The 25,163-nt window shown below is 53.8% G+C and carries 18 protein-coding genes; 8 read left to right on the top strand and 10 right to left on the bottom strand.

The genetic code is table 11. The features are described from left to right. The first annotated feature begins 36 nt into the window (after positions 1-36). Both KIH39_RS04435 and KIH39_RS04430 read left to right on the top strand, forming a co-directional pair. Complete coding sequence (locus KIH39_RS04435) at positions 37-858, top strand: type III pantothenate kinase (RefSeq protein WP_213498061.1); 822 nt, start codon at positions 37-39, stop codon at positions 856-858. Continuing rightward, positions 855-1,838, top strand: coding sequence for a GTPase (locus KIH39_RS04430; RefSeq protein ID WP_213498060.1), 984 nt, complete (start codon positions 855-857; stop codon positions 1,836-1,838). The genes KIH39_RS04435 and KIH39_RS04430 overlap by 4 nt, the downstream gene beginning before the upstream one ends. 12 nt (positions 1,839-1,850) lie before the next feature. Here KIH39_RS04430 and KIH39_RS04425 read toward each other — a convergent pair whose 3' ends face one another. After that, positions 1,851-2,669, bottom strand: coding sequence for a purine-nucleoside phosphorylase (locus tag KIH39_RS04425; RefSeq protein ID WP_213498059.1), 819 nt, complete (start codon positions 2,667-2,669; stop codon positions 1,851-1,853). 87 nt (positions 2,670-2,756) lie between these two features. Here KIH39_RS04425 and KIH39_RS04420 point away from each other — a divergent pair, with 87 nt between their 5' ends. From KIH39_RS04420 to KIH39_RS04410, 3 genes are all read left to right on the top strand, one after another. Then, on the top strand, positions 2,757-3,749 hold the full coding sequence (locus KIH39_RS04420) for a GTPase (protein ID WP_213498058.1): 993 nt from the start codon (positions 2,757-2,759) through the stop codon (positions 3,747-3,749). Between the two features lie 137 nt (positions 3,750-3,886). Next, positions 3,887-7,846 carry a DUF6797 domain-containing protein gene (locus KIH39_RS04415; protein WP_213498057.1) on the top strand — a complete coding sequence of 1,320 codons (3,960 nt, stop codon included), beginning with the start codon at positions 3,887-3,889 and terminating at the stop codon, positions 7,844-7,846. Between the two features lie 123 nt (positions 7,847-7,969). Beyond that, a complete protein-coding gene (locus tag KIH39_RS04410) occupies positions 7,970-9,403 on the top strand; it encodes a DUF1501 domain-containing protein (RefSeq protein WP_213498056.1) in 1,434 nt (477 codons plus the stop codon). A 57-nt stretch (positions 9,404-9,460) separates the two neighbouring features. On the opposite strand, the gene KIH39_RS04405 is transcribed toward KIH39_RS04410, so the two are convergent. Further along, positions 9,461-10,699: a metallophosphoesterase gene (locus tag KIH39_RS04405; RefSeq protein ID WP_213498055.1), complete on the bottom strand. Its 1,239-nt coding sequence runs from the start codon at positions 10,697-10,699 to the stop codon at positions 9,461-9,463. A gap of 235 nt (positions 10,700-10,934) precedes the next feature. Between KIH39_RS04405 and KIH39_RS04400 the strand changes: the two genes are divergently transcribed. Continuing rightward, positions 10,935-13,283 (top strand): serine hydrolase, encoded by a 2,349-nt coding sequence (locus tag KIH39_RS04400; protein WP_213498054.1) that lies wholly within the window; start codon positions 10,935-10,937, stop codon positions 13,281-13,283. 1 nt (position 13,284) lies between these two features. On the opposite strand, the gene KIH39_RS04395 is transcribed toward KIH39_RS04400, so the two are convergent. From KIH39_RS04395 to KIH39_RS04365, 7 genes are all read right to left on the bottom strand, one after another. Beyond that, entirely contained in the window at positions 13,285-13,887 is a 603-nt protein-coding gene (locus KIH39_RS04395; protein ID WP_213498053.1) for a GNAT family N-acetyltransferase, read from the bottom strand. 3 nt (positions 13,888-13,890) lie between these two features. After that, positions 13,891-14,667 carry an enoyl-CoA hydratase-related protein gene (locus KIH39_RS04390; RefSeq protein ID WP_213498052.1) on the bottom strand — a complete coding sequence of 259 codons (777 nt, stop codon included), beginning with the start codon at positions 14,665-14,667 and terminating at the stop codon, positions 13,891-13,893. Beyond that, complete coding sequence (locus KIH39_RS04385) at positions 14,664-15,041, bottom strand: AtuA-related protein (protein ID WP_246539519.1); 378 nt, start codon at positions 15,039-15,041, stop codon at positions 14,664-14,666. The genes KIH39_RS04390 and KIH39_RS04385 overlap by 4 nt, the downstream gene beginning before the upstream one ends. After that, positions 15,038-16,351 (bottom strand): acyclic terpene utilization AtuA family protein, encoded by a 1,314-nt coding sequence (locus KIH39_RS04380; protein ID WP_213498051.1) that lies wholly within the window; start codon positions 16,349-16,351, stop codon positions 15,038-15,040. The genes KIH39_RS04385 and KIH39_RS04380 overlap by 4 nt, the downstream gene beginning before the upstream one ends. Before the next feature lie 18 nt (positions 16,352-16,369). Next, positions 16,370-17,311 (bottom strand): serine O-acetyltransferase, encoded by a 942-nt coding sequence (locus tag KIH39_RS04375; protein WP_213498050.1) that lies wholly within the window; start codon positions 17,309-17,311, stop codon positions 16,370-16,372. Positions 17,312-17,953: 642 nt separating this feature from the next. Next, on the bottom strand, positions 17,954-19,261 hold the full coding sequence (locus tag KIH39_RS04370) for a tRNA modification GTPase (RefSeq protein WP_213498049.1): 1,308 nt from the start codon (positions 19,259-19,261) through the stop codon (positions 17,954-17,956). 118 nt (positions 19,262-19,379) lie between these two features. Next, positions 19,380-20,135, bottom strand: a complete 756-nt coding sequence (locus KIH39_RS04365; RefSeq protein ID WP_213498048.1) for a BON domain-containing protein — start codon at positions 20,133-20,135, stop codon at positions 19,380-19,382. Positions 20,136-20,330: 195 nt separating this feature from the next. On the opposite strand from KIH39_RS04365, the gene KIH39_RS04360 reads away from it, so the two are divergent. Then, a complete protein-coding gene (locus tag KIH39_RS04360; protein ID WP_213498047.1) occupies positions 20,331-21,236 on the top strand; it encodes a sugar phosphate isomerase/epimerase family protein in 906 nt (301 codons plus the stop codon). On the opposite strand, the gene KIH39_RS04355 is transcribed toward KIH39_RS04360, so the two are convergent. Continuing rightward, entirely contained in the window at positions 21,233-24,223 is a 2,991-nt protein-coding gene (locus KIH39_RS04355) for a proline dehydrogenase family protein (RefSeq protein ID WP_213498046.1), read from the bottom strand. The genes KIH39_RS04360 and KIH39_RS04355 overlap by 4 nt on opposite strands. Positions 24,224-24,317: 94 nt before the next feature. Here KIH39_RS04355 and KIH39_RS04350 point away from each other — a divergent pair, with 94 nt between their 5' ends. Beyond that, positions 24,318-25,163 carry a serine/threonine protein kinase gene (locus tag KIH39_RS04350; protein WP_213498045.1) on the top strand — a complete coding sequence of 282 codons (846 nt, stop codon included), beginning with the start codon at positions 24,318-24,320 and terminating at the stop codon, positions 25,161-25,163.

The raw sequence follows: 25,163 nt of genomic DNA, 5'->3' as shown, positions 1-25,163 counted from the left end.
CCCTTCGGTGAATCCGCCTAAGGATGTTTTGTTTTTATGCAACGCCAGGAGACATACTTCATCATACGGGAAGACACTACAACAAATAGCATGAAGGAATTCCTCTCCAATATTGTGGCGGATATCGGCAATACCCGGATCAAGTGGGGTCGTTGCGAGCAGGGCAAAGTCGTGGAGGCCATCTCGCTGCCGCCGGAAGATTTTGAAGCCTGGTACGAACAGCGCACGAAGTGGCAATCGAAGCTACCCCATCGCTGTTCCTGGACGATCGCGGGGGTTCAACCGGCCTGGCGGGATACCCTGATTCAATGGGTCGAATCTCAGGGCGAATCGGTCCGCAAAATCGACACCTTCAAGCAATTGAACGTTACACTCGCGGTTGACAATCCTAACCGCGTCGGACTCGACCGATTATTCAACGCCCTGGCGGCCCGCGAAGAATTTCCGAATCGCCCCGCGATTATCGTGGATGCCGGTACGGCCATCACGGTCGATCTCGTCGATGATAAAGGGGTATTTCAGGGAGGCTCGATCCTGCCGGGTCTGGGCCTGATGTCCAAAGCACTCAACGCTTATACCGCCCTTCTCCCCCTGGTGGAAATTCCAGATCATCCCGAGGAACTTCCGCTGCCGGGAAAAAATACGGCCCAGGCGATTCAAACCGGGATTTATTGGCAAGCGGTCGGAGGCGTAGCCTATATATGCGATCGCATGAATCGGCTAACCAACAAAGAGGCCGTTGTGATTATCACGGGTGGTAACGGTTTGAAGCTGAACGCCGGCTTGAAGATCTCCACTCAGGTTCGCCCGTTTCTCACTCTCGAAGGCATTCGGATGACGGCGGAGAAACATTCGTGACGCGTTTTGCCCTGCTAACCGCTCCAGGAACTTCGGCGATCGCAGCCCTGGGGTTGTGGGGGCCCGGCGCCTGGAGTTTTATTCGAAAGCACTTTAAACCTTCTTCCAAAAAAACTTTACCGCTCGAACCGGTCCCCGGTGCCAGTTGGTTCGGCCGACTGGGTGTCGATTTGCAGGATGAAGTCTTAATTCTCAACAATCCGGGAAAGTCGGTCACCGCACTGGAAATCCAATGTCACGGCGGCCAATTGGTTCAGAACCTACTTTTCGATTTGTTGAGGTCGGAAGGAATTCAGGAAGCTCAACCGGAAGAGTGGATGCGGGAGGTCGGCTATGACGGAGAGCAGCCTTCAGCCCATGCCCTCAAAGCCTGGAAGATGCTGCCGGAAGCACTGACGCTCCGAACCGCCAGCGTTCTGCTCGATCAAACGAAATTGAGGGAGTACGAGAAAGGAAGTCAAGCTTTTGCCGAGTTGGGACGACATCTCACCCGGCCCTGGAAGATCGCGATCATCGGCCCGCCAAATGTCGGGAAAAGCAGCCTGATGAACGCTTTGGCAGGCTACAACCGGAGCATCATTGCCCCGGTTCCCGGCACTACCCGAGATCTGGTGAGTGTGACAACGGCGCTGGAAGGCTGGCCGGTGGAAATTACCGATACGGCTGGTCTGCGAGAAACTGCGGATGCCATCGAACAGGAAGGGATCCGGCGCTCGGAACAGCAACTGGCCGCCAGCGATCTGATCCTATGGATGCTGGATGTTTCCACCATCAATACTGCAGAGCCGGATTCACTCCAAAACCATAAAGTCCTCAGACTTTTGAACAAAATCGATTTATCGCCCGAGGATAGGCGGGGCGGTTATCTCCCCATCTCGATCACTTCGAATACCGGCCTATCCGAGCTCATGCGAAAAATGGTGGACTTAATCATTCCAAGCATTCCCGAATCGGGCCAGTTCGTTCAATTACCCGATTGAAATCCCCGGCCGTTAGAGTTTCTCGATAATCGAATGCACGAGAGTCCGCAATTTTTTCTCAGCCTCATTAGCGACTGCGATAATCTCTTCGTGGCTGACCGCATGCAGGGCATCGGGCAGGCACATATCAGTAACAATCGAGAAGCCAAGGCAGCGCATTTTGCTGTGCACGGCGACGATCACCTCGGGAACTGTCGACATTCCCACCACATCGGCACCAATTGTTCGCAAAAAGCGGTACTCCGCCCGGGTTTCCAAATTCGGCCCGGCGACCGCGACATAGACTCCCTGTTGAACGGGGATCTTCACTTCGCGGGAAACTTCCTTGGCGAGTGCGAGCAAATTGCGATCGTACGGCTCACTCATATCGGGGAAGCGGTCGCCTAATTTATCGTCATTCGGCCCGATCAGCGGGTTGTCTCCCATGAGATTGATGTGATCTTCGATCAACATAATATCCCCCTTGGAGAACTGGGGATTCAGGCCACCGCAGGCGTTGCTCACCAAGAGGATCTCGCAGCCGAGCGCTTTCATGACTCGAACGGGGAAGGTGATCTGCTGGAGGCGGTACCCTTCATAAAAGTGGAACCGGCCATCCATCACCACTACGCTATGACCTGCGATTTTTCCGCAAACCAACTGCCCTTTGTGACCCAGAACGGTCGAGTGCGGGAAATGCGGCAAGTCGGCATAAGGAATCACGACATCCTGCTGGATATCCTGAGTCAGGGCGCCCAGACCAGTTCCCAGAATGATCCCAATTTTGGGCTGTCCGCTCCATTGCTTTCGAATGGCCGTTGTGGCTGTGGCTATTTGTTCGCTTAAGGTCATCTTGGACTCGCAGGTAGGGAAATCGTTCCTCATCAATATATTTTGAGGATAGGATTGGACGAGATACCGAAGAGACGAGGTTTACGCATGGCTGTGAATTTACCGCCCCATTATCACACGGCGGAAGACGAATACAAGAAAGCCAAAACCCCCGAGGATAAGCTGATTGCGCTCAAGAAGATGTGGGTAATCCTACCCAAGCATAAGGCGAGCGAAAAAGTTCAGATGCAGCTCAAGTCCAAAATGGCTGAGCTGAACGACGATATCGAGCGTAAATCGAGCACGGTCAAAAAGTCCCCGAACAGCTACAAGATCCCGCGTCAGGGAGCCGGCCAGTATGTCTTTCTCGGGCCGCCGAATTCCGGCAAAAGTCGGCTACTGACTCGACTAACCAAGGCCACACCGGAAGTCGCCCCCTACCCCTTTACCACGCGGGAACCGATTCCCGGCATGATGGATTTCGAGAATATTCGACTGCAATTGATCGATCTGCCGCCGATCACTGGGGATGTCTATGAAAACTACTTGACCGATTTTATTCGCAATACCGACGCGGCTTTATTAATAGTGGACTTGGGCGATGACGATGGTCCATTCGCCGTGGAGGCCGTCCTGGAGAAACTGCAAGCGGTCAAATGCATCCTGACCGGCACGCCGCCCGAGGGCGTCGAAGATCCTTCGCTCTTCCACGTCAAGACTTTGCTGGTGGCCAACAAGTCCGATGCGGAAGGCGCTCAGGATCGACTCGATATTTTCAAGGAAATGTTCGGGGCTCGCTTTCCGATTCATGTGATGTCCGCCGAGAACAGCGAAGGAATCGACGAGCTGAAGAAAAAGATGTACGAAACGCTGGGAATTCTTCGGGTTTACTCCAAAACTCAGGGTAAACCGGCCGATATGAAAGCGCCCTATACCATCCCGATCGGGGGTGATGTGGTCGATTTCGCCGGGTGCATTCACAGCGATTTAGCGGCCACGGTCAAGGCGGCCAAAGTCTGGGGCACCGGAGTGTACGACGGCCAGACGGTCAAGAAAGATCACGTGCTCCACGAGGGCGATATCGTGGAACTGCTCACTTAAGCCTATTTTTTCGGTTTCAGACCAAATCAAAATTTCCAACGGCATCCCGTTTTTCTTTTCGGTGCCGTATGGTATGCTGTGTCCTACCCGCCGTTCGCCGATTATTCGATTCCCCACTTAACTGGAGAAGATCGGGCATGTTTTCCCAAAGCAGAATTCTCTCCGTCCTGCTGCTGATTCTGTTAAGACCAGTCTTTACCGCCGGCCAAAGTCCCACCCCGCCGAAGCCCAAAAATATCTTGGGCTCCGACAATTTAATGGCCTGGTGCATAGTCCCTTTCGATTCCAAAAAGCGATCCCCCGAAGATCGTGTGGAGATGCTGAAGAAACTCGGCTTCAAACATTATGCTTACGACTGGCGGGCCGAGCACCTGCCGACTTTCGAGCGGGAAATCGTAGCTCTGCAAAAAAATGGCATTGAGCTATCCGCCGTCTGGTTTCCCGGTGCGCTGGACAAAGATGCGATGTATTTGCTCTCGATGCTCGAAAAACACCACATCAAAACCCAACTCTGGGTGACCATGAACGGCGGCAGCATTACGACGACGCCAGAGGAACAGAAAAAACGAATCAAAGCGCATGTGGAGGCTCTGAGGCCGATCGCGCAGGCGGCGGAAAAAATCGGCTGCCAAGTTGGTCTCTACAATCATGGGGACTGGTTCGGGGAACCGGAAAACCAAATCGCGATCATCAAAGAACTCCAACTCAAAAATGTCGGAATAGTCTATAACCTGCATCATGGCCACGATCATCTGGAGCGATTTTCACAACTGCTGAAAGCGATGATGCCTTATCTCTACGCCGTCAATCTCAACGGCATGATTCCGCAAGGCGATAAACAAGGAAAGAAAATTTTGCCGTTGGGGGCCGGAGAAGTCGACCTGGATCTCCTTCGAAAGATTCAAGCGAGCGGCTATCAGGGCCCGATCGGCATACTGGGACACACCGACGACGATGCCGAACAGCGCCTGAGCGACAATCTGGATGGGTTACACTGGTTGCTGCCGCAACTCGAAGGAAAACCGGCGGGCGAGCGAGTTCGTTATCGGACTTATACAGCTCCGCCCGTCAAGCAAAGCTACGATCCCAAAATTGTCCAGGACCTCCTCGCTGCGGCGGTGGCCCAAGGCGATTCGCAGAAAGGCGCCCGTGTCTTTGCTTCTGCCAGGTTCGCCTGCAACTCCTGTCACAGAATCGGGAAAGAAGGGGGAATCGTCGGGCCGGAATTAACGACCCTTGGCATCTGTGTGAAGCCGGAGGAACTGGTCGAATCGGTTCTTTGGCCGGCGAAAAGCGTGCGCGAAGGATACTCAGCGGTTCTGATCCAGACGAATGAAGGCAAATCGATCCAAGGTTATCCAGTTCGCGAAAACGCCAAAGAATTGACGCTCCGCGATCCCTCGACTGGTAATGAAATCAAAATCGAAAAAGCAATTATCGAAAGCCGCAAAGAGATCGGTACACTCATGCCAGCCGGGATTGCGGAGGCGATGACGGTAGAGGAGAAACGAAATCTGATTCGCTTTCTCCTGGAACTGGGCAAGAAAGGTTCCGAAAGTGGGGAAACTCTCCTAGCCCGATCACATACCGTGGAAACTTTTCCCTTCGATCGAGCCCCTCTCAAAGCCGAACTCTGGCCGAATGCCAAGGAGAATGTGAATCGCAACCGGCTCTATGATTATTATGCCAAAGAAGCAATCTACTTTTCTCAGAAGAAGCCCACACCGACACTCCTCCCCGCTTTCCCGGGTCTGGACGGCGGACAAATCGGGCATTGGGGAAATCAGAATGAAACCACCTGGGCCGATAACCGCTGGAATGAAACCGATTTGGGCTCGATGCAGTCTGGAATATTTCGGAGTGGTGAGCTGACTGTGCCGCGCGGCATTTGTGTGCGGCTGGGAGAGCAGGGCGAATTTGGTACTTGCTTCAATCCGGAGACGCTTTGCTACGAAGCGCTCTGGAAGGGAGGCTTCTTAAAATTTTCCTCGGTTCGCCACGGCTTCATGGAGGGCGTCCGACCGGCCGGAACCCTGTTGCCTCGGCCTGTGGGCCAGAAACCGCAAAAACCATTCGAATACCAAGGACTCTACCGATCGGGCAAGCAAGTAATCTTCGCCTATCGGATTGACGGCATCAACTATCTGGATTGTCCGCAAATAGTCGACGGCAAATTCACTCAAGTCGTTGCCCGCGCCAAAGATCATCCTCTGAAATCGGTACTTCAGGGGGGGCCTTCCCAATGGCCCCAGCCAATTGAAACCAAAGGTTCGCTGGGAACGGGGAGCCCCTACGCGGTCGATACCATCACGCCGCCTTTCAAAAACCCCTGGAAATCGCTCTGTTTCTTCGGCGACCACGATTTTCTGCCCGATGGCTCGGCCATGATCTGCACCATGGAAGGAGACGTCTGGCATGTCACCGGTTTGGATGAAAAATTGGAACATGTCCACTGGCGGCGCTATGCCTCCGGGCTGAATCAGGCTTTAGGGTTAGTCTGTGCTGACGGCAAAGTCTACGTGCTCGGCCGCGATCAGATCACTTGTCTGCACGATTTGAATCACGATGGCGAGGCGGATTATTACGAGCGATTCAGTGCCAAGTACGTCACCTCTCCGGCCGGGCACGATTTCATCTGTGGCTTGCAGCGCGACGCCGCCGGACAGTTTTACACAGCCTCGGGAAATCAGGGTTTGCTACAAATCTCGGCCGATGGCAAGGATGTCAAAATATTGGCTACGGGCTTTCGAAATCCCGATGGTCTGGGACTGGATAGCGAAGGCCGGCTCACCATCCCCTGCTCCGAAGGGGACTGGACCCCCTGCTCCATGATTTGCGAATTCTCACCGAACCAGTCACTCTCTCCCAAGAAGATCGGCGGCCATCAGCCCCCATTCTTCGGCTTCGGCGGATCGCGCCAGGGCAAAGCTCCCGATCTGCCGCTGGTCAATATCCCCCGTGGCCTCGACAATTCCAGCGGCGGACAGGTTTTCATCAACAGCGATAAATGGGGCCCTTTATCAGGCCAGATGGTTCACTTTTCCTACGGGGCCGGTAGCCATTTCCTGCTCCTGCGAGACGAAGTGAACGGACAGCCTCAGGGAGCTCTAGTGCCGTTGGATGGGGATTTCCGCTCCGGGGTTCATCGCGGTCGCTTCAACCCCAAGGATGGCCAACTCTACGTCAGCGGTATGGGCGGTTGGGGCACTTACACGGCTGAGGATGGATGTTTTCAAAGAGTTCGCTACACCGGCCAGCAGGTTCAACTTCCCCGCTCTTTCCAGGCGAAAGTGAATGGCTTGTTGATTTCTTTCACGGCTCCCGTCGATCCGAAGATCGCCGGGGATAAAAGTCATTATTTTTTGCAGGCTTGGAATTACCGTTATAGCTCCGGCTATGGATCTCAGGAATACTCGCCCAGCCACTATGGAACCATCGGCCACGATGCTCTGGAAGTGAAGGCCGTGCATTTATTGGGGGATGGGAGAAGCGTATTTTTGGAAGTCCCCGATTTGCAGCCAATGAATCAACTGCAAGTTCGCTATCAGGTTGATTCGCATCCGGCCCGCGATATCTTTGCCACAATTCACGACCTGGGGCCGGCATTCAGTGAATTCCCTAACTACCAGCCGGTTCAGAAAACCATCGCCGCGCATCCTATACTGACCGATATCGCCCTGGCGGTGAAGTCGACTCCCAATCCGTTCCGAAAAGCGATCACCGGAGCACAACCGCTACGAGTGGAAGCGGGTAAAAATCTCTCCTTCGTCCAGCGCACGCTTCGAGTGAAGGCCGGGGAAGCGGTGAAACTCACTTTCGCAAATCCGGATGTAGTGCCGCATAATTGGGTGTTGTTAAAAACTGGTTCCAAAGAGCGCGTCGGCGATCTCGCCAATAAGATGATTGCCGAACCGGAGGCTGTGGTGAAAAACTACATTCCCGCAAGTCCCGACGTGCTCGTTCACACCGATATCGTTCAGCCCAACCAGAGTTTCACCATCTATTTCCAGGCTCCCACGGTCAAGGGCACTTATCCTTACGTCTGTACCTTCCCCGGACACTGGATGGTCATGAACGGCGAACTGATTGTGCAATAAAGGTTCCTTGCCTCGAGACTATCCGTACTCTCTGGGGACGGGGCCGTAATTCTCTATTCTTCGCCCAGCCCATGAGCTATAATTTCAGTACCCGCCGAATTACCGTCTCTCAGGTTGAGTGCCATGAATTTTAATGCCGTTGATCGCCGAGAGTTACTGCGCCGTTGTGGCATGGGCTTCGGTTCCCTGGGCTTGGCCGCCCTGATGAATGAAACCGGGCTCCTGACCTCCGAGATCAAGGCGAACGATCAACTGAATCCGCTGACGGTCAAAAAACCGCAATTTCCAGCCAAGGCCAAGCGCGTAATTCATCTGTTTATGAACGGCGGTCCATCCCATGTGGACACCTTCGATCCGAAGCCGTTACTGACGAAGTATCACGGTAAAGCGTTGCCGATGGCCAATCTGCGTACCGAACGGAAGACCGGCGCGGCCTTCGGCAGTCCTTTCAAGTTCAAAAAATATGGCAAGAGCGGCATCGAAGTCAGCGAAATTTTCGAGCACACCGCCCAGCATATCGATGATATCTGCGTCATTCGCTCGATGCATGCCGATGTTCCGAATCACGAACCTTCCCTGATGCTGATGAATTGCGGCGAAGCACGTCAGGTCCGGCCGAGCTTCGGTTCCTGGATGACCTACGGTTTGGGCTCGGAAAATCAGAATCTGCCCGGCTTCATCGCCATGTGCCCGGGCGGCTATCCGATTCAGGAATCCCAAAACTGGCAGGCCGGTTTCTTACCCGGGGTGTACCAGGGCACTTATATCGACAGCCAGCATACCGATGTAGAAAAGCTGGTTCAGTACGTTCGCAATAAATATGTCGGAAATCAAACGCAACGGAAACAGCTCGATCTCTTGCTCGAATTCAACCGCGAGCATCAGAAAAACCGTCCGAACGATCCGCAGTTGGAAGCTCGAATTCAATCCTTCGAACTGGCCTTTCGCATGCAAAAGGATGCGACCGATGCCTTCGATATCAGCAGGGAGCCGGAGAAGAATCGCGAAGCCTACGGCAATAGTCCGGTGGCTCGGACAATCTTGATGGCCAAGCGATTGATCGAGCGCGGCGTCCGCATGGTTCAAGTCTGGCAGGGCCGCGATCAGCCCTGGGACTCGCACGACGACCTCGAAATCCAGCACAAGCGATTGGCGACGGATGTGGATAAGGCCATTGCGGCATTGATCACCGATCTCAAGCGCTTGGGTTTATTCGAAGAAACGCTGATCATCTGGGGTGGTGAATTTGGCCGAACGCCCGTTGTCGAGTTACCTACGCCGGGTTCGAACGCCGGTAAGATCAATGGCCGGGATCACAATCATCACGGGTTCACCATGTGGCTGGCGGGTGGCGGCGTCAAAGGCGGATACGTTCATGGAGCGACCGATGAATTCGGTTTTGCCGCCGCGGAGAAGAAAGTGCACGTGCATGACCTGCACGCAACCTTGCTGAAACTGCTGGGATTCGACCACGAGAAGTTCACCTACCGTTATGCCGGTCGGGATTTCCGCTTCACCGATCTCTATGGGAATGTGGTCAACGAATTGATTGCATAAAAGGGACTTGAACTGAGAGTTCGGAGTGGCTTTACTCCGAACTTTCCAGAGAGCGAATTACTTATTCAGTTCGAACGAATCGAACAGATTGCCCTTCACATCGTAGACTTTGAATTCCAAGCGTCCCTGATGAATCACCACATAGCAGTAGTGAAAATCGGTCCGGCACTGGCTCTTGAACCAGCTGGGCAGATTGGCGACAACTTCCAGGCTGCCGCCGCCACCGCCCGAGGTGATGTAGTGAACTCCGGTGGCTCGATCGACCTTATTGCCTCGTAACGGCCAAGTCCGTTCGTACAGGTGGATGTGGCCATTGAAAGCGATGTCGAGATTGTATTTTTCGTACAAAGTCACCAGATTGCGAGCGTTCATATCGCCCCAGACCGATTTGCCTTCCCAGCTCTTACCGTAATCATCGGCATCGCTCGACCAGCCGGGATGATGGTGATAAGCAAATTTCCATTTGGCTTTGGATTCGGAGAGTGCCTTTTCCAGCCACATGTATTGTTCCGTGCCCGGCTTCAAAGACTTGTTGCTATCGATGACGAAGAAATCCGCATTGCCGTAGCTGTATTGGTAGTAGTACTTGGGCTTGGGAAGGCTGAAATACTTGTAGTAATTCGCATGATTGCGTTCGTGGTTACCGATCGTGGGAAAAACCGCGGCGTAGGAGAAAAGTTCCGAACAGGGGCCAAACAGTTCGTGAACCCACATGCGCTTGCTTCGGCCATCGTCCACCACGTCGCCGCAATGCACCACGAAATGCGGTCGTCGCTCGAAGAGATGAGCGGCGATCTGCCCCGTTACCTTGGCATTAGCCTGAGTGTCGCCGATGATACCAAACGAATAGGCTTCATCGGGGCCGACGGCGGTCATGAAGTTCAGATATTTGGTTTCGAGTTTCTCTCCCTCGTCCGTCAGAACGGAGACTTTGTAAACGTAGGGGGTGGAAGGCTTTAAATTTTTCAGCGTGATCTCATGAAGATCCTTGGCCTCGGAGACTTCCGCTTTTTCGGTCAGTGGAGTTTTTTCGCTGTACTCAATTTTGCCCTTGGCTGGCTTATTGGTCTCCCACATGATCGTGATGCTGTCCCGGGTGGGGAATTGCAAATAGGGCTTGATGACAAACGCCAACTTTCCGTCATCAACCGGAGCGTCCTTTTTCACATCCTTGGGGGCTTCCTGTTTCTTTTCCTGCTTGCTTACATCTTGGCTCGGAGCCTGATACAGCGCAACTGCCACGAGCAGGCCGACGCAAGCGAGTGCCCCGACCATTTTTCCGATAGAGGTCATCATCGTAAATCGCTCCAGGATTTTCGTTCTTAAGTGGAATAAAGTATAGGAAAGCGGCGATGAATTCGTGAGGTTTATATGAAAAACGCGACAAGAATGAGGGATTCCCACTCCGGAGGAATTTTTCCTCGGATCGTATTTTTTGCATAAACCCCGCGATCGAGTCCTCACTCTCGACGGAAACAGCTAAAATCATCAGAGTATAAAGCCTACCTTAAATGATTCCGGAAGAATAGCAATGAATCGCATGTGGATTGCACTAGGTGCGTGGCTCGCAGTCGCTTTTCCTTCCTTCGCCTGGCAAAATTCCCCTACCCCCTCAGATGGCCTCACCGCTTATCTCAAGGAGGAACTGCGGGATAAGAAAATTCCGGCGATCAGCCTCCGAATCGTCGATGACCAGAAGGTCGTCTTCAGTCTCGACCTGGGTCATCAGGATTACCTGGGCACGAAACCGGTCACCCCTCTCACTGGGTTCCGCGCGGGCGGAATTACCAAGCTTTTGACGGCGATTTGCGTGATGCAACTGGTCGAAGAGAAAGCGCTCGGCCTCGACGATAATGTCGTACGCCTAGTTCCGGAATTCTCCCCGGCGAACATCTACAAGAAGCCGATTTCGCTCCGCGCTCTGCTGGCCCATCGTTCCGGCCTGCTGCGGGAACCGCCGGAAGGAAATATTTACGATCCGACCAATCCCGGCCTGAAAAAAATCGTTCAGAGCCTGGAGGCGTTGCCGCTGGTTTACGAACCGGATATCGTGGTGAAACATTCCAATGCCGGCTATGCCACACTCGGCTATTTGTTGGAGAAGTTCGATAAGAAGCCTTATGCGGAAGTCGTCAAATCGCGAATTTTTGACAAGCTCGGAATGACTCACTCCAGCTTTTCAGCCGCCAAAAGCCCGGTGGAAACGCTAGCCGAAGGCAAAATGTGGACCTATTTCGGCAAGGAATTTCCCAGCCCGAAAACTGAGATTTCCAACACCTCCGCCAGTGGCTTAATCACCACCTCCGACGACCTGGCCAAGCTCATTAGTTCCTTGAATCGCAAGGGCGAAGGCTTGCTTAAACCGGCCACTTTCGAAAGCATGATCGCACCGCAATATCTGCCGCCCGATTTTCCCGGCGGCATGGGACTTGGATTTTTCGTTTCTGATCTCGAAGGCAAAAAGCTCATCGGCCACCCCGGCCGAGTCCCCGGCTTCACGTCGAACTTGAGTGTGATGCCGGGCGAAAAAGTGGGAGTTATTGTCCTGACTTCAAAAGATGCGATCGCCAATTGGGTCAACCATGTGGCCGATGAGGCGCTGCGGGATTACATCGGTCGCAAAAAAAACCTGCCGGGACTGACCTTCGAGAGGTTCAAACAGGTCCCCGTGGAAGAAATTCGCAGGCTGGAAGGAAAATATGCCAACCGCGATACTTCGGTCGAGATTACAGAGCGGGAAGGTCGGCTGATGCTCTTTCCGAATTTCGGCGGCTTCTGGCAGGAGTACAAATTGTCGGACCGGCCCAACGAGTACGTGTCGGACGACGGACTCTCTTTCAACGGTCGCTTTCGCCGGGTGGAAAGGATTGGAAATGGTGTCCAATCGGGGCCACTCTTTTTGGAGCGACGACCGGCTTCAGACAGGCCGCCGCCCGAACCACCCCAGGAATTTCGCGAATTAATCGGTGAATATGGCCCTGATACGAACATCGTCCACGTTTTTGAAAAGGATGGGAATCTCTGGTGTAATCTGGATTGGTTCGAACTAGTCCCTTTGATCAAAGATTCCAACGATGCTTATCTCTTCCCCGATAATTGCACTCTGGCCGGGGAAAAATTGATTTTCCTGCGCAATCCGTTGGGAAAAGCGATCTCCTGTTTCATCGGTAACGTCCGTCTGAGTCGACGGAAACTCGATGGTGAGGATGGGAAAACATTTAAGGTACAAGTCACTCGCCCGGTAAAGGAATTGGAACCGCTCGCCAAGAAATCCGAACCTCCCAAGGAATCCATCGAAGAGAAGCGTCCGAGCGAACTGGTCGAACTCGCCAAGCTCGATCCGCTGTTCAAATTCGACCTGCGTTATGCCACCAAAAACAACTTTCTGGATACAGCCGTTTACCCCAAGGAGGCCAAAGGCTACATGCAAAAGCCGGCGGCGGAAGCTTTAGTTCGAGTTCAGGCGAAATTGAAATCGCAAAATCTGGGTCTGATGATTTTCGATCCCTATCGTCCCTGGTACGTCACCAAAATTTTCTGGGACGCCGTGCCGGAGAAGTTCCACAATTTCGTGGCCGATCCTTCCAAAGGCAGCCGGCACAACCGGGGTTGTGCGGTGGACCTTGGCTTGTACGATCTGAAAACCGGCAAGTACATCGACGCAGTCAGTGGGTACGACGAGTTTTCCGATCGGGCCTATCCAAACTACATCGGGGGAACCAGCCGTCAGCGCTGGTATCGAGATCTCTTGAGAAAAGCGATGGAATCGGAGGGATTCACCGTCTACGAAGACGAATGGTGGCACTTCGATTACAAGGACTGGAAACATTACGGAATTGGCAATCAGACCTTTGAAGAGTTGGCTAACGCCAAACCCTAGGCTAATCGCTTTCGATTCCGGGCCACTGCAGCCATTCGAGCCGCAAGATGGAATAGTACTCGACATCGGTATAGCGTCCCCGATGTCGCAACAGACTGCGGAGAGTTCCTTCGTAAGTCATTCCAACCTTGACGGCGACGCGACCGCTCGCCGAGTTCCCGGCGAAGATGCGTGCCTGAATTCTTTCCACTTCGTAGTTTTCGAACACGTAATCGAGTAACTTGCGGGAAGCTTCGACCGCGATCCCCTGCCCCCAAAACGCTTCGGCCACATTATAGCCCAGTTCCATCACTTCGTTCGATTGAGCAGACCAGAAACACCCGATCGAACCGACGAGTTCCCCGGTGGAGCGGAGCGTGATGGCGAGCGGTTCGGGAACTTTTTCCGGCAGCCGCGAGGGGGCGTATTGCTCGACGAACAGGCGCGTATCTTCCCGGGAAGTGTGGGTATCCCAGAGGGTGAACTGAGTCATCCTGGGGTTGGAACAGATTCGGTAGTAGGCGTCGACGTCACCAGATTGGAATGGGCGAAGTAAAAGCCTTGGGGTTTCCAGAACCGGCGGCTGCCAAAAAAACATATCCAGGGAGGGATCCGCGGAACTCATCGCTTAGGAGTCCATCCAGGGTGCGGTCCGTTTATCAAAAAACGCTTTCAAGCCCTCATGGCATTCGGCACCCAGTCGGGGAGTCGCGCTGGCCTTGGCCAAGTCCGCAATCGAAAGCGATTGCTGAGACATCTCCCGCAATAAGCGTTTGGTTTCCGCCAGAGCCAGCGGGCCGCCGGCCACCAGAGACTGAATCAAAGTTCGGATCTCCGGCCAGAATTGTTCTGAGGGTACGACTCTATTGATCAGACCAATTCGAACCGCCTCGGCAGCATCGATAAGTTCCCCGGCTAGCAACAGATGCCGGGCCGAACGTTCGCCGATGTGACGTAAAAGATGCGGCAAGACGAGGGCCGCCACCAGACCGCGACGCACTTCGGGGTAGCCAAACTTTGCCGTCGGTACGCTGATCGCCAAGTCGCACACCGTCATGAGACCGGCCCCCCCCGCAACTGCGGCTCCATTCACCGCGGCAATCGTCGGCTTGGGCAGAGTGTAGATCAGGTCGAACAAATTCGCTAACTCGTTGGCATCAGACCAAACGGTTTCCGCGTCGGCCGTGAGGCTTTTCTGCAATTCGTCGAGATCCATGCCGGCACAAAATGCGGAGCCGTTCCCAGTAAGGACCACCACGCGTACACAAGCATCGTCGCGAACTCTCACAAATTCCCGATGCAGAGCGGCAATCGAATCCCGCGACAAGGCATTCCGCTTGTCGGGACGATTGATGCGAAGGATAGCGGCCGCTCCCTCTCGAGTCGATTCAACTAGAGATGTCATGAGGGGATTTTCTCTTGGGGATTGCGAAGCTTCAGGGCCTCATCAGGAATTTCAATCGGCATCTGGAGCAAGTGATAGGCCAGCGACTTTCCTTGCGTATCGATCAGAAGAGAGCGGGAGGCCCCACCCTCAAGAACGTCATAAAGCATGAAGTTCAAGCCCAGAAGATTCGGTGCCTCATATCTTTCCGCCCGGTGGATTTTCCGTTCCCGGAAATATTGACAGACCACCTCCACAGTCAGGTTCGCCTTCAACCACTCATACCCTTGAGGATTGTACGCGATAACGGCGATGTTCGCGTGATTCCCTTTATCGCCCGATCGGCCATGTGCAATATCCGAGAGCATCCCCTGGATTTTGTTCGCTGGAGTCATTGCAGTTCCTCCACTTTCGGCTCGACCAGTTCCTTACGGATCAAGGCCGGCCAGTAGGCGAAGACTTCCCGGACGGCGGCCCGCCCTGTCGTATAACCGGAAACACCTTGCGGACCCGATGTGACTAGAGGGGCAAATTCCCGGGTGAAACGCTCGACGGCCGCTTTGTTGGGATCGTGAACCGAAACTCGAAGATAGGCTTCTGAATTCTCCGTTGGCCCCGGGAGCACTTCAACGTAACTTCGCTGGTAGGAGAAACCGGCATGCCGTAGCCGAGCAAGTAAGATTTCGCCCGCTCTCTTCGCCGCTCGGGCACCAGGAATCACCAGCGTTCCGCCACTGCTGAAACCATCGCGGAAGGCAATCGACACTTTGTAAAAGGGAGTGGCCGGTTTTCCCCGAGCATCCGACACTTGAACGACATCTCGCGACAATTGTTTTAATAGGACCGAAGTGAAGTCCGAAACCACATCCGGTGTCAGGTAGGCGGCGGGATCGCCGACTTCATACAGCAGTTGTTCGCTGATTGTCTCCAGATTGATTGCGCCGCCGGTGTGGGGCGGTTTACTGATTTGGAAGACACCCGATTCGTCGATTTCCGCTATGGGATAACCGATCGTATCCAGAGGTTCGGCTTCCTGCCAGTGAGTCCAAATACCTCCGGTGGCTTGAGCTCCGCACTCAATCAAGTGCCCGGCCACCGTGGCTGCCGATAGCCGGTCGAAATCGTTCATGGCCCAGCCGAACTCGGCAATCGCAGGTCCAACCGTCAACGAAGCATCGGCCACCCGACCGGTGATCACAATATCCGCACCGCTCTCGAGCGCCCGGGCTATCGGCTGCGCTCCCAGATAGGTGTTCGCACTCACGACTTTACTGCGTATCGTTTCCAGCGAATGGCCGGTATCGAGATTCTTTAATTCGGAAGGATCTTTGAGTATTTCCTCCAGCTTCGAAAAGATATCATCGCCGCTCACAAGGAATATTCGTCGTCGAATACCGGCTTTATCCAGTACCGCTTTGGCCTGGAGAGCGCAGGCCATGGGGTTCATCCCACCGGCATTGGTAACGATTTTCAAACGCGGTTGCTGAATCAATAACGGTGTCAGCCGACTCAGAACTTCGATGAAATCGCTGGCGAATCCGGCATTGGGGTCGCGCTGCTTTTGCAGTGCGAGAATCGACATGGTTAATTCGGCGAGATATTCGAGCGTGAGATAATCGAGATGGCCGTCGCGTACCAGATTGATCGGCGCATCGACACTATCTCCCCAGAAGCCGCAGCCATTGCCAATGCGAATTCGCTTCATGGGGAGAAATCCTGTCTGTCAAATGTGATACATAATGCCTTCGCGGGTGGCGGCCCCCTTCAAGCGAAGGGAAGGTTTCTCGAGCACGACGACGGTATCGGCCGCGACGCTGTGAGTTAACCAGACGTTCGAGCCTACAACCGATCTTTCGCCAATGATAGTGGTGCCTCCCAGGATGGTGGCGTTGGCATAGACCACGACATCATCCTTCAGCGTCGGATGGCGTTTGGTCCCACGGACCAGTTCTCCATCGGCGTCGGTCTGGAAGCTTAAAGCTCCGAGAGTCACACCCTGATAAAGCTTGACATTAGTCCCGATCTCGCAAGTTTCTCCAATGACGACACCCGTACCGTGATCGATGAAGAAACCGGGCCCGATGGAAGCGCCGGGATGAATATCAATCCCTGTCTTGGAGTGGGCTACTTCGGTCATCATCCGGGGGATATAGGGCACACCGAGTTGCAGCAGTTCGTGGGCTAGGCGATAAACGGTAATCGCTTCCAGTCCCGGGTAGCAGAAGATAATTTCGTGATGGCTATGCGCAGCCGGGTCGCCCCGATACGCGGCGGCGACATCCAAATCGAGTGTCGTTCGCACTTCCGGAAGTTTTTTCAGGAATTCGATCGCTCTTTTTTGAGCCAGTTGTTCAAAATCGACGTTGGGGGACTCCGCCGCCAGTTCGTGGCGGAGGGCTCGGGCGATTTGAATGGTCAGCTTATCGTGGAGGGCATCGATCAGACTGCCCACGTAGTATTCGACATTGCCAATGTGCAAGTTCTGGCGCTTGCCGAAGCCGGGATAAATGACTTCGTAAAGATCGTCCATGATGGACTGGACCGCTTCCCGGCTGGGCAACGACTGATGCCCAAGATGGTTGATGCGGCTGCACTCGGTGTACGTCGCCAACAGGCTTTCGGTGATTTCCGGCAGACCTTCTTTGAGTCGCATATCAGTGGCCATTCCTAATACATCCGTGTTTTGGGTTAAGCTCCTGAATTAGTATTCTATTCGGCTAATCGAGTCTTTCGGGTGCGATGTTTCAGGGAGAGCCGTATCAGAATTTGGGTTACTCTTAAGGGTAACAAAATGTCTGCTAGAAAAAGCAGCAATTTTTCGAGATAAACCATCCAAAATGGAAATGTCAGAAAATAAATTCTGGATAATCTGAGCCACCTCAGAATTTCCGTATGTTTTGAGTTATGATCCACTTTGATTTGCGCATTTTTTAGGCAGAAATCGTTCGCCTTGCCAGCAGATTGTGCATCGTTCGGCAAATGAATATTTTACATCTGGGAAAAATGGGAGATCTAAATTCGCACTAAAATCCTTGGTATTTCGCGATTTAGGATGTCTGAAGTCCCAAAAAATTGGTCTTGAAATACGATTGGCACAGCTCCTGCAATATAGTTTTTCGGCGAGAGCCATAGACGCCCGACTGAATGGCCATGGGAGAGGTGGTACAACAGTCGGGCGTTAATCAAAATAATTCAGGGAAACCTGAAAATCCTGTCAGACCATTGACAGAATATCCGACTAAAAAGCACTCGGTTGATTGACTATGGGAGAGGTGGTCAATCAGCCGGGTGTTTTTTTTGCGCCCATCTATTTCCCCACACAGAATCTACTGAAAATTCGGCCCAGCAAATCCTCGGTGTAAATCGCCCCGGTCATCTCACCCAACTGATCGAGCGCCAGACGCACTTCGGCGGCCAAGATCTCCGCGGGATCCTCGAATAGAACCGAATTGTGCGCATTGCGAAGGTGGAGGATCGAGCGATCCACGTGATGTCGACAACGCGACAGACTCGACGCGAGGGCTGGATGAAAAAAGTCGGTCGCCTGACGAACGATTCGTGCCTGCAATTCCGCGAGCCCAAAGAAAGTTTCACTGCTGGTGCGAATCCAGCCCTCCGGTCCAGGATGCAAATCGCACTTGGTCAGGATGCGAATGTGACGGCTGGAAACCTCAGATGTCTCGCCGGCATAACGGGTGGATTCGATACACTCCAGAATCAATTCCGCTTCGCCGGTCCGTTCTCTCCCCAGGTGTTGGGCCTGTTCGTCGATTTCCGTGTGCGTTCTCATCCAGCCAGCGGTGTCGATCAATTCAATTTTCTGACCTGAAAGCTGAATCGATCGCGTTACATAATCTCGTGTAGTCCCGGCCACCGGGCTGACGATGGCTGCCTGATCGCCCGCCAAAGCGTTAAACAAGCTGCTTTTTCCGGCATTCGGTTTACCCACCAAAGCGACCCGGAACATCCGACCTTCCACAGCTCGATCTTCCAGTTGCCGGCGCAGATTCGTCAACTGAGCCAGGGCTTTCCCCAGCCTCAGTAAAAGATCCTTGCGATCAATAAATTCGATATCCTCTTCGCTGAAATCGAGACCTGCTTCGACATCGGCCAGGAGATTCAGAAGATCTTCCCGCATTTGAACCAAAGGTGTGGAGACGCCGCCCGCCATCTGATTTAAGGCCTGCTTTAATTGCACGGAATCCCGGGCTTCGATAACGGCCAGAACCGCTTCCGATTGAGTCAGATCTCGTTTGCCGTTCAAGAATCCTCGTAAAGTGAATTCGCCCGGATTCGCCGAACGGGCACCCCGATTCAGAATTTCCGCCAGTAAGGCATCCACGACCGGCGGGCAGCCGATGAGATGAATCTCCACCAGGTCCTGACCGGTATAAGTGTTCGGCTGATTCGAGCGAAGTACCAAGGCCGGTAGCGGGCTCTCCAATCCTTGAATCCGCAAAGAGCCGGACTGAAATTTTTGCGAAGGATCCGGATTGTGAAACAGCTGGTTGACAATCTCGAAGGCCTTGGGCCCCGAGAGTCGGACGATGCCGCGCACGGCCGCCCCGGGCACACTCGCTTGCGCGACAATGGTATCTTCTAGGTCGGAGATCATATCGCTGATTTTAGCAATCGCAGGTTTTGCAAGTAAAGCGGATAGCGATATTCGGGGGGGAAATGAAACCGGAGCCACTCGGCTCCGGTCAAAGACCACTTGGAAAGCGATTTAACGACTATTTGGCAACGAGTTCATTTTTTACCTGGTTGACACCCGGTTCCAAACGCAAAACGTTTTCAACCAGCCGGCGTTCATCGTCATCGGCGGCTCGGCCCCGAAGAACGACAACCCCATTCTCGATCGTAACCGAGATGTCCTTGGAATTCGTAATCTGCGGATTGTTTACAATACTCTGTCGCAAAGTGGCCAGCTTCTGGCTTTCGGGAACTGGCGGTGTAGAGAACTTCAGCACGGCCACGTACGAGACCTGGGTCGCCACATTATTCAAGCTCCCGCCCGTATAGCTATTTCCACTTTTAATCGTGGTTCGCGAAGTACTCGAACTACCACTCGATCCGCCGCGCCCCCCTCCGCCCGTCGAGGTAGTGGCGGAACCGTAAGTTTGAGTTCCGAACCCACCCGAACCCGTTGTGATGCTCGTGTCTGAACTGTTCGGCCGTCCGGGATAAAGAGGGCTATCGTAGAATTGTGTGAACTGATTAGTGGAACTCAAAATATTGGTCGAGCTACTCGTGGAACTTTGCGTTCCGATGGAATTCAAACCCGCGGTCGCACTTTGCAGTGTGGGCATGTTCAGAGTGGTCGAACTGCTGGATCCGCTGCTGCTACTTCCGCCTCCGCCGCCGCTGCTTCCACCACCTCCACCCCCACCGCTGCCGCCTCCCCCACCTCCACCGCCGCCACCTTGAGCGGAAACATTGGAGACGCTAATTACAACGAGCATTGCCAGAGCAAGGAAAAGCCGTGTCATTTTGAAGGTCCTCGCGATTCGAGATTCCAGCGAAGTGCAGTTTACCTCATCCGCGGTAAAATGCCTGCTTTCATTCTATCCTTATCGACGATTTATCCGTTACAGTTAATATACATTTTTGGAATGAGTTGATTATGAGAGATTTGGGCTGTGGGTAAGCTAGGCAAGCTTCCGGATTAACCTGAGAAATACCTTATGCAACTAGGATTCGTAACGGCGATTTTGCCTACCTTGGGTCTCGAGGAAATCCTGCAATTTGCAGCCGGGGAGCGATTCGACTGCATCGAAGTCATGTGCTGGCCTCCCGGCAAATCGGATCGACGCTACGCCGGTGTCACTCATATTGATGTGACCGACTGGTCCCATGCCAAGGCCCAGTCGATTCTGCAAGTTACACAAAAATATGGGGTTGCGATATCAGCTTTAGGATACTATCCCAATCCGCTCGATCCCAATCCTCAGGTACGCGAAACCATTGTCGAACATCTCAAAAAGGTCATCCAGGTTTCTCCCTCTCTCGGTCTCAAAACAGTCAATACCTTCATTGGCCGCGATCATACCCGGAACATCGAAGAGAATCTTCTACTGATGAAAGAGGTATGGTCACCGATTATGGAATTGGCCCATAAAACCGGAGTTCGGATCGCGATCGAACACTGCCCGATGCTCTTTTCAAACGACGAATGGCCAGGTGGGAAGAACCTTCCGGTCAGCCCTCATCTTTGGCGTGAAATGTTCCGTATGTTTCCGGAAGGTTTGGGACTGAATATCGATCCCTCGCATCTGATCTGGCAAGGGATCGACGCCGCACGGGCGATTAGGGAATTTAAAGATAAAATCTTTCACGTTCACGCCAAGGATGAACGAATCGATCAGGATTTGCTGTACGAACAGGGTATCAGCGGTTTGCACTGGCACCTGCCCAAACTGCCCGGCCTCGGCGATGTGCAATGGGGGCCTTTCTTCAGTGCCTTAACAGATGCGGGCTATCATGGCCCGGTCTGCATCGAGGTGGAAGACCGGGCTTACGAGAAAACCTTGGAAGATCGTAAGAGGGCGTTGCGACAGAGTCGAAACTATCTGTCGCAGTTTTTCGGCTAACTTTCGAGCGTCGGGGCAAACCCTCGTCGCATGGTGTTTTCCGTGATGACCCGCGGAATGACGAACTGCAACAGGTAATCGGGCCCGCCAGCCTTGCTGCCAATGCCCGACAGTTTGAAGCCGCCAAACGGCTGGCGTTCGACCAACGCGCCGGTGATCTTTCGATTCACGTAAAGATTGCCAACGCGAAACTCCTTTTTCACCCTTTCCAGCGTGCTGGGACTGCGTGAGAAGATCCCCCCCGTGAGAGCGTAGCGGGTTCCATTGGCAATCTGCAGAGCGTGATCGAGATTCTTCGCTTTCATCACGGCCAGCACCGGGCCGAAAATCTCTTCTTGGGCAATGACATCCGTTTCATGGACGTCGGCAAAGATGTGGGGGCCAACGTAATGTCCCTGATCGGCGAGTGCCCCCAGGTCGGCCGCATATACCAGTAGGGACTGGGATTTTCCCTTGGCGATCATTGCCAGGATGCGTTTCTTGGCATCGGCGTCAATCACGGGACCCATCGAACATCCCGGATCGCTCGCGGGAGAAATGGTCAGACTCTTGGCCGCCTCGATCAGGCGATGCAGAAATTGATCGTGAATGGATTCATGAACAATCGCCCGCGAACAGGCCGAGCACTTTTGCCCCGAGTAACCGAAGGCCGAGTCAAGAACCCCTTTCACGGCTTCGTCCAAATCGGCGTCCGCATCGACAATCGCCGCATTTTTGCCACCCAATTCGGCTATCACTCGTTTGACGTGGTGCTGAACCGGAGGAGTCTTCGCGGCATTTTCGTTAATCCAGAGGCCGACTTGCTGAGATCCGGTGAAGACGATCAGATCGACATCGGGCGACTGTACCAGTGTCGGCCCGATTTCCTCGCCAATACCGGGTAAAAAGGACCAAACGGGGGGCAGTTCGGCTTCCTTCAGGACTTCGGCAAACTTGGCGCCGATAATGGTCGATTGCTCGGCCGGCTTGATAATTACGGTGTTTCCGGTGACTAGAGCGGCCACCGTCATGCCGCACATGATCGCCAGTGGAAAATTCCAGGGCGCAATCACCACGGCCACTCCCCGCGGTTCGTAGAAGTAGCTGTTCTCTTCCCCCGGAACATCCATGCGCTTGGGTTTCACCATTTTCAGAAACAGCTCGGCGTAGTAATCGCAGAAGTCGATGGCTTCCGCAATGTCCGCATCGGCTTCCCGCCAGGGTTTAGCCGTTTCATAAACGGCCCAGGCCGAAAGTTCCCAGCGGCGTTTCCGCATGACATCAGCGATCTTCCGCAGATATTCCGCGCGCTTTGCGGCGGGGGTATCGCGCCAAGCCGGATAATTTTTCTTGGCCGAGGCGATGGCTTCTTCGGCCTGCTTGGGAGTGGAGGCCGCCCAGCGACCGAGTTTTTGTGAGCTCTGCGAAGGATTGGTCGCGTCCTGCCATTTTTCGGCAGCGACCGCTTGCCCCCCGATGAAAGGCACGTAATCGCGATCGAGCTGTTTTGCCACTTCCGCCAATGCATGGCTCATTGCGTCGCGATTGAACTCCCGGTGATACTCAGCGAGTGGCTCGTTCTTGAATTTGCCCGGTTTTTCCGAGTGAGACGGAGCTGCGGTCGTGCCGTTGGTGGTATTGGCTTGCGCTTTATGTACCGGATTCATCAGCAGTTTATCCTCAGTGGTATTTTCGCGGAAGCTAGCCCGCAGGAATGAATCGTTGGAAGTATTTTCGAGCAATCTTCGAACCAGGTAGGCCATGCCGGGTAGCAGTTGGCCATAGGGCGTATAGATGCGGATTCGCTGTCCGAGTTCTACCATGGCATCTTTGAATTCGTCCGCCATGCCATAGAGCATCTGGAATTCGTAGGCTCCCTTGGGAACCCCGAGTTCCTCGGCCACGGCCAGCATGGTGGAAATACTGCGGACATTGTGCGAGCCGAATGCCGGAGCAATCCAGTTATAGTTCTGGAGCAGAAACCGGCCGCAGCGTTCGAAGCACGCATCGCTCTGCCACTTCTCGGTCCAGACCGGCACCGGCCAGTCCTGTTGCGCGGCTATCACGGTTTCGTAATCCCAGTAGGCCCCTTTCACCAGGCGAACGGCGATCGGGGTGCCCCGTTTTCTGGTCCATTCCAGCAATTCTTGCAGATCTTTTTCGGTGTCCTTCAGATAGGCCTGAATGGCGATTCCCACGTGCGGCCAGTTGCGGAACTCGGGCTCCTCGAGGACGGTTTTGAAGATATGCAGTGTGGTATCCTTGAAGGAGTACTGCTCCATATCGAAATTGATGAACTCCCCGCGCGACATTGCTTTCGACATGATCGGACGCAAACGCTTCAGCACTGAACGAGTCGTGCCGACGGGATCGATGGGATCGAACTGACTGAACAGCGAGGAAAGCTTGACGGAGATATTCACCCGGGGAATAGGCCCGAGGTGATTGCGGTCGACGCAGGGAATCTCGGGAAGATTATTGATGACCCCTGGCAAACCTTCCACCAGGTCGAAGTATTGTTTCTGAACGCCGTCCGCTTCCGCTTCCGTGATGGTGGCCTCGCCGAGCAGATCGATGGTGAAGCCATATTTGCGATTGCGGAGTTGCTTGATTGCGGAGATGGCTTCCTGAACGTTCGAGCCGGCGATAAACTTCCGGGCCATGTGCTCGGCATTATTCTTGGCCGTTTTGGCCAGGAGCGTTCCGGCCCAGCCTTCCCCTGGCAGTCGATTAAGAAAATGGCGGGCGATACCGGGAAGACCACTTTCGGTGGTACCCAGATATTCCTTCAGATGGTCGGCGACTGTTTTGGAGTCTTTGAGCAGCGGTAGAGTATCGATGAACCGGAACAACTGAACTTTCAGTTTCTCCGCCTGCATCGTGGTATTCATCAGAACATCGTCGAACCAGGCCGGCGAAAACGGAACGATATTTCGACGATCCATCCGGGCAAATATCTCCCGGCCATAGCGGCGGATTCTCTCTTCCTCGACCGTCAGACTTGACATAAAGACCCTTGGATTCTCAATGACTTACAGTTTATTTTGATTATGCTATGAGGATATTTATAGTTTCGGTTTTCGTTTTTATCAGGGGCAAACGGTGGCTTCTATCAGTCGGATTGGCAAATACACCGTCGTCAGAGAACTCGGTCAGGGAGCGCACAGTACGATTCAGCTGATACGCCGGATGGAAGATGCACGCGAGTACGCTCTGAAAATCGTGGAAATCGACGGGAAAGACGATCAGAAATTTCTGGAACAGGTCCAGCACGAAATGCGGGTAGCCAGCATGCTGGATCATCCGAATTTGATTAAATTGCTTTGTCTGGAACAGGAAAAAGATTGGCGCTTCCGGGTCAAAAAAGTTCATGTGCTGATCGAATACGTCAACGGCAAGACGCTGGACCAGCTTCCGGCCATGGCGATGTCCAAACTGGTGGATAAGTTCCTGCAAATCTCGGCCGGTCTCGCACACATGCACCGTCGGGGCGTTTTCCACGCGGATTTGAAGCCGAATAACATCATGATGACCAAGGCAGGCGCCATTAAAATCCTCGATTTTGGTCTGGCCTGGATCAAGGGGGAGCCCAAAGAACGGGTTCAAGGCACGCCGGAATACATGGCTCCGGAAACCGCCCGCGCGAAAGTGGTCAACGAGCGATCCGATATTTACAACTTCGGCGCCACGATGTACCGTCTAACTACCTGGAAGCTGCCGCCGAGCGTTTTCGGCGGGCTCAGCAGCGCCGTAGTTGGAAAATCCTCTTTCAAGAGCCTCTACGAGGAGGTCTGCAAGGTCGCCCCGACTGTTCCTGCCGAATTGGGACAACTCATCGATCAATGCATGAAATACGACCCTAACGAACGCCCGGAGAGAATGTCCGAAATCACCGCCAGGCTCCAGGATGTGCAGGAACTGGTGGGTGAGCCGGAAGAGGAGACGTAG

The organism is Telmatocola sphagniphila, assembly GCF_018398935.1.
GTDB lineage: Bacteria > Planctomycetota > Planctomycetia > Gemmatales > Gemmataceae > Telmatocola > Telmatocola sphagniphila.
Note: the sequence above shows the minus strand (reverse complement) of the source record. Positions and strands in the feature narration are given on the sequence as shown.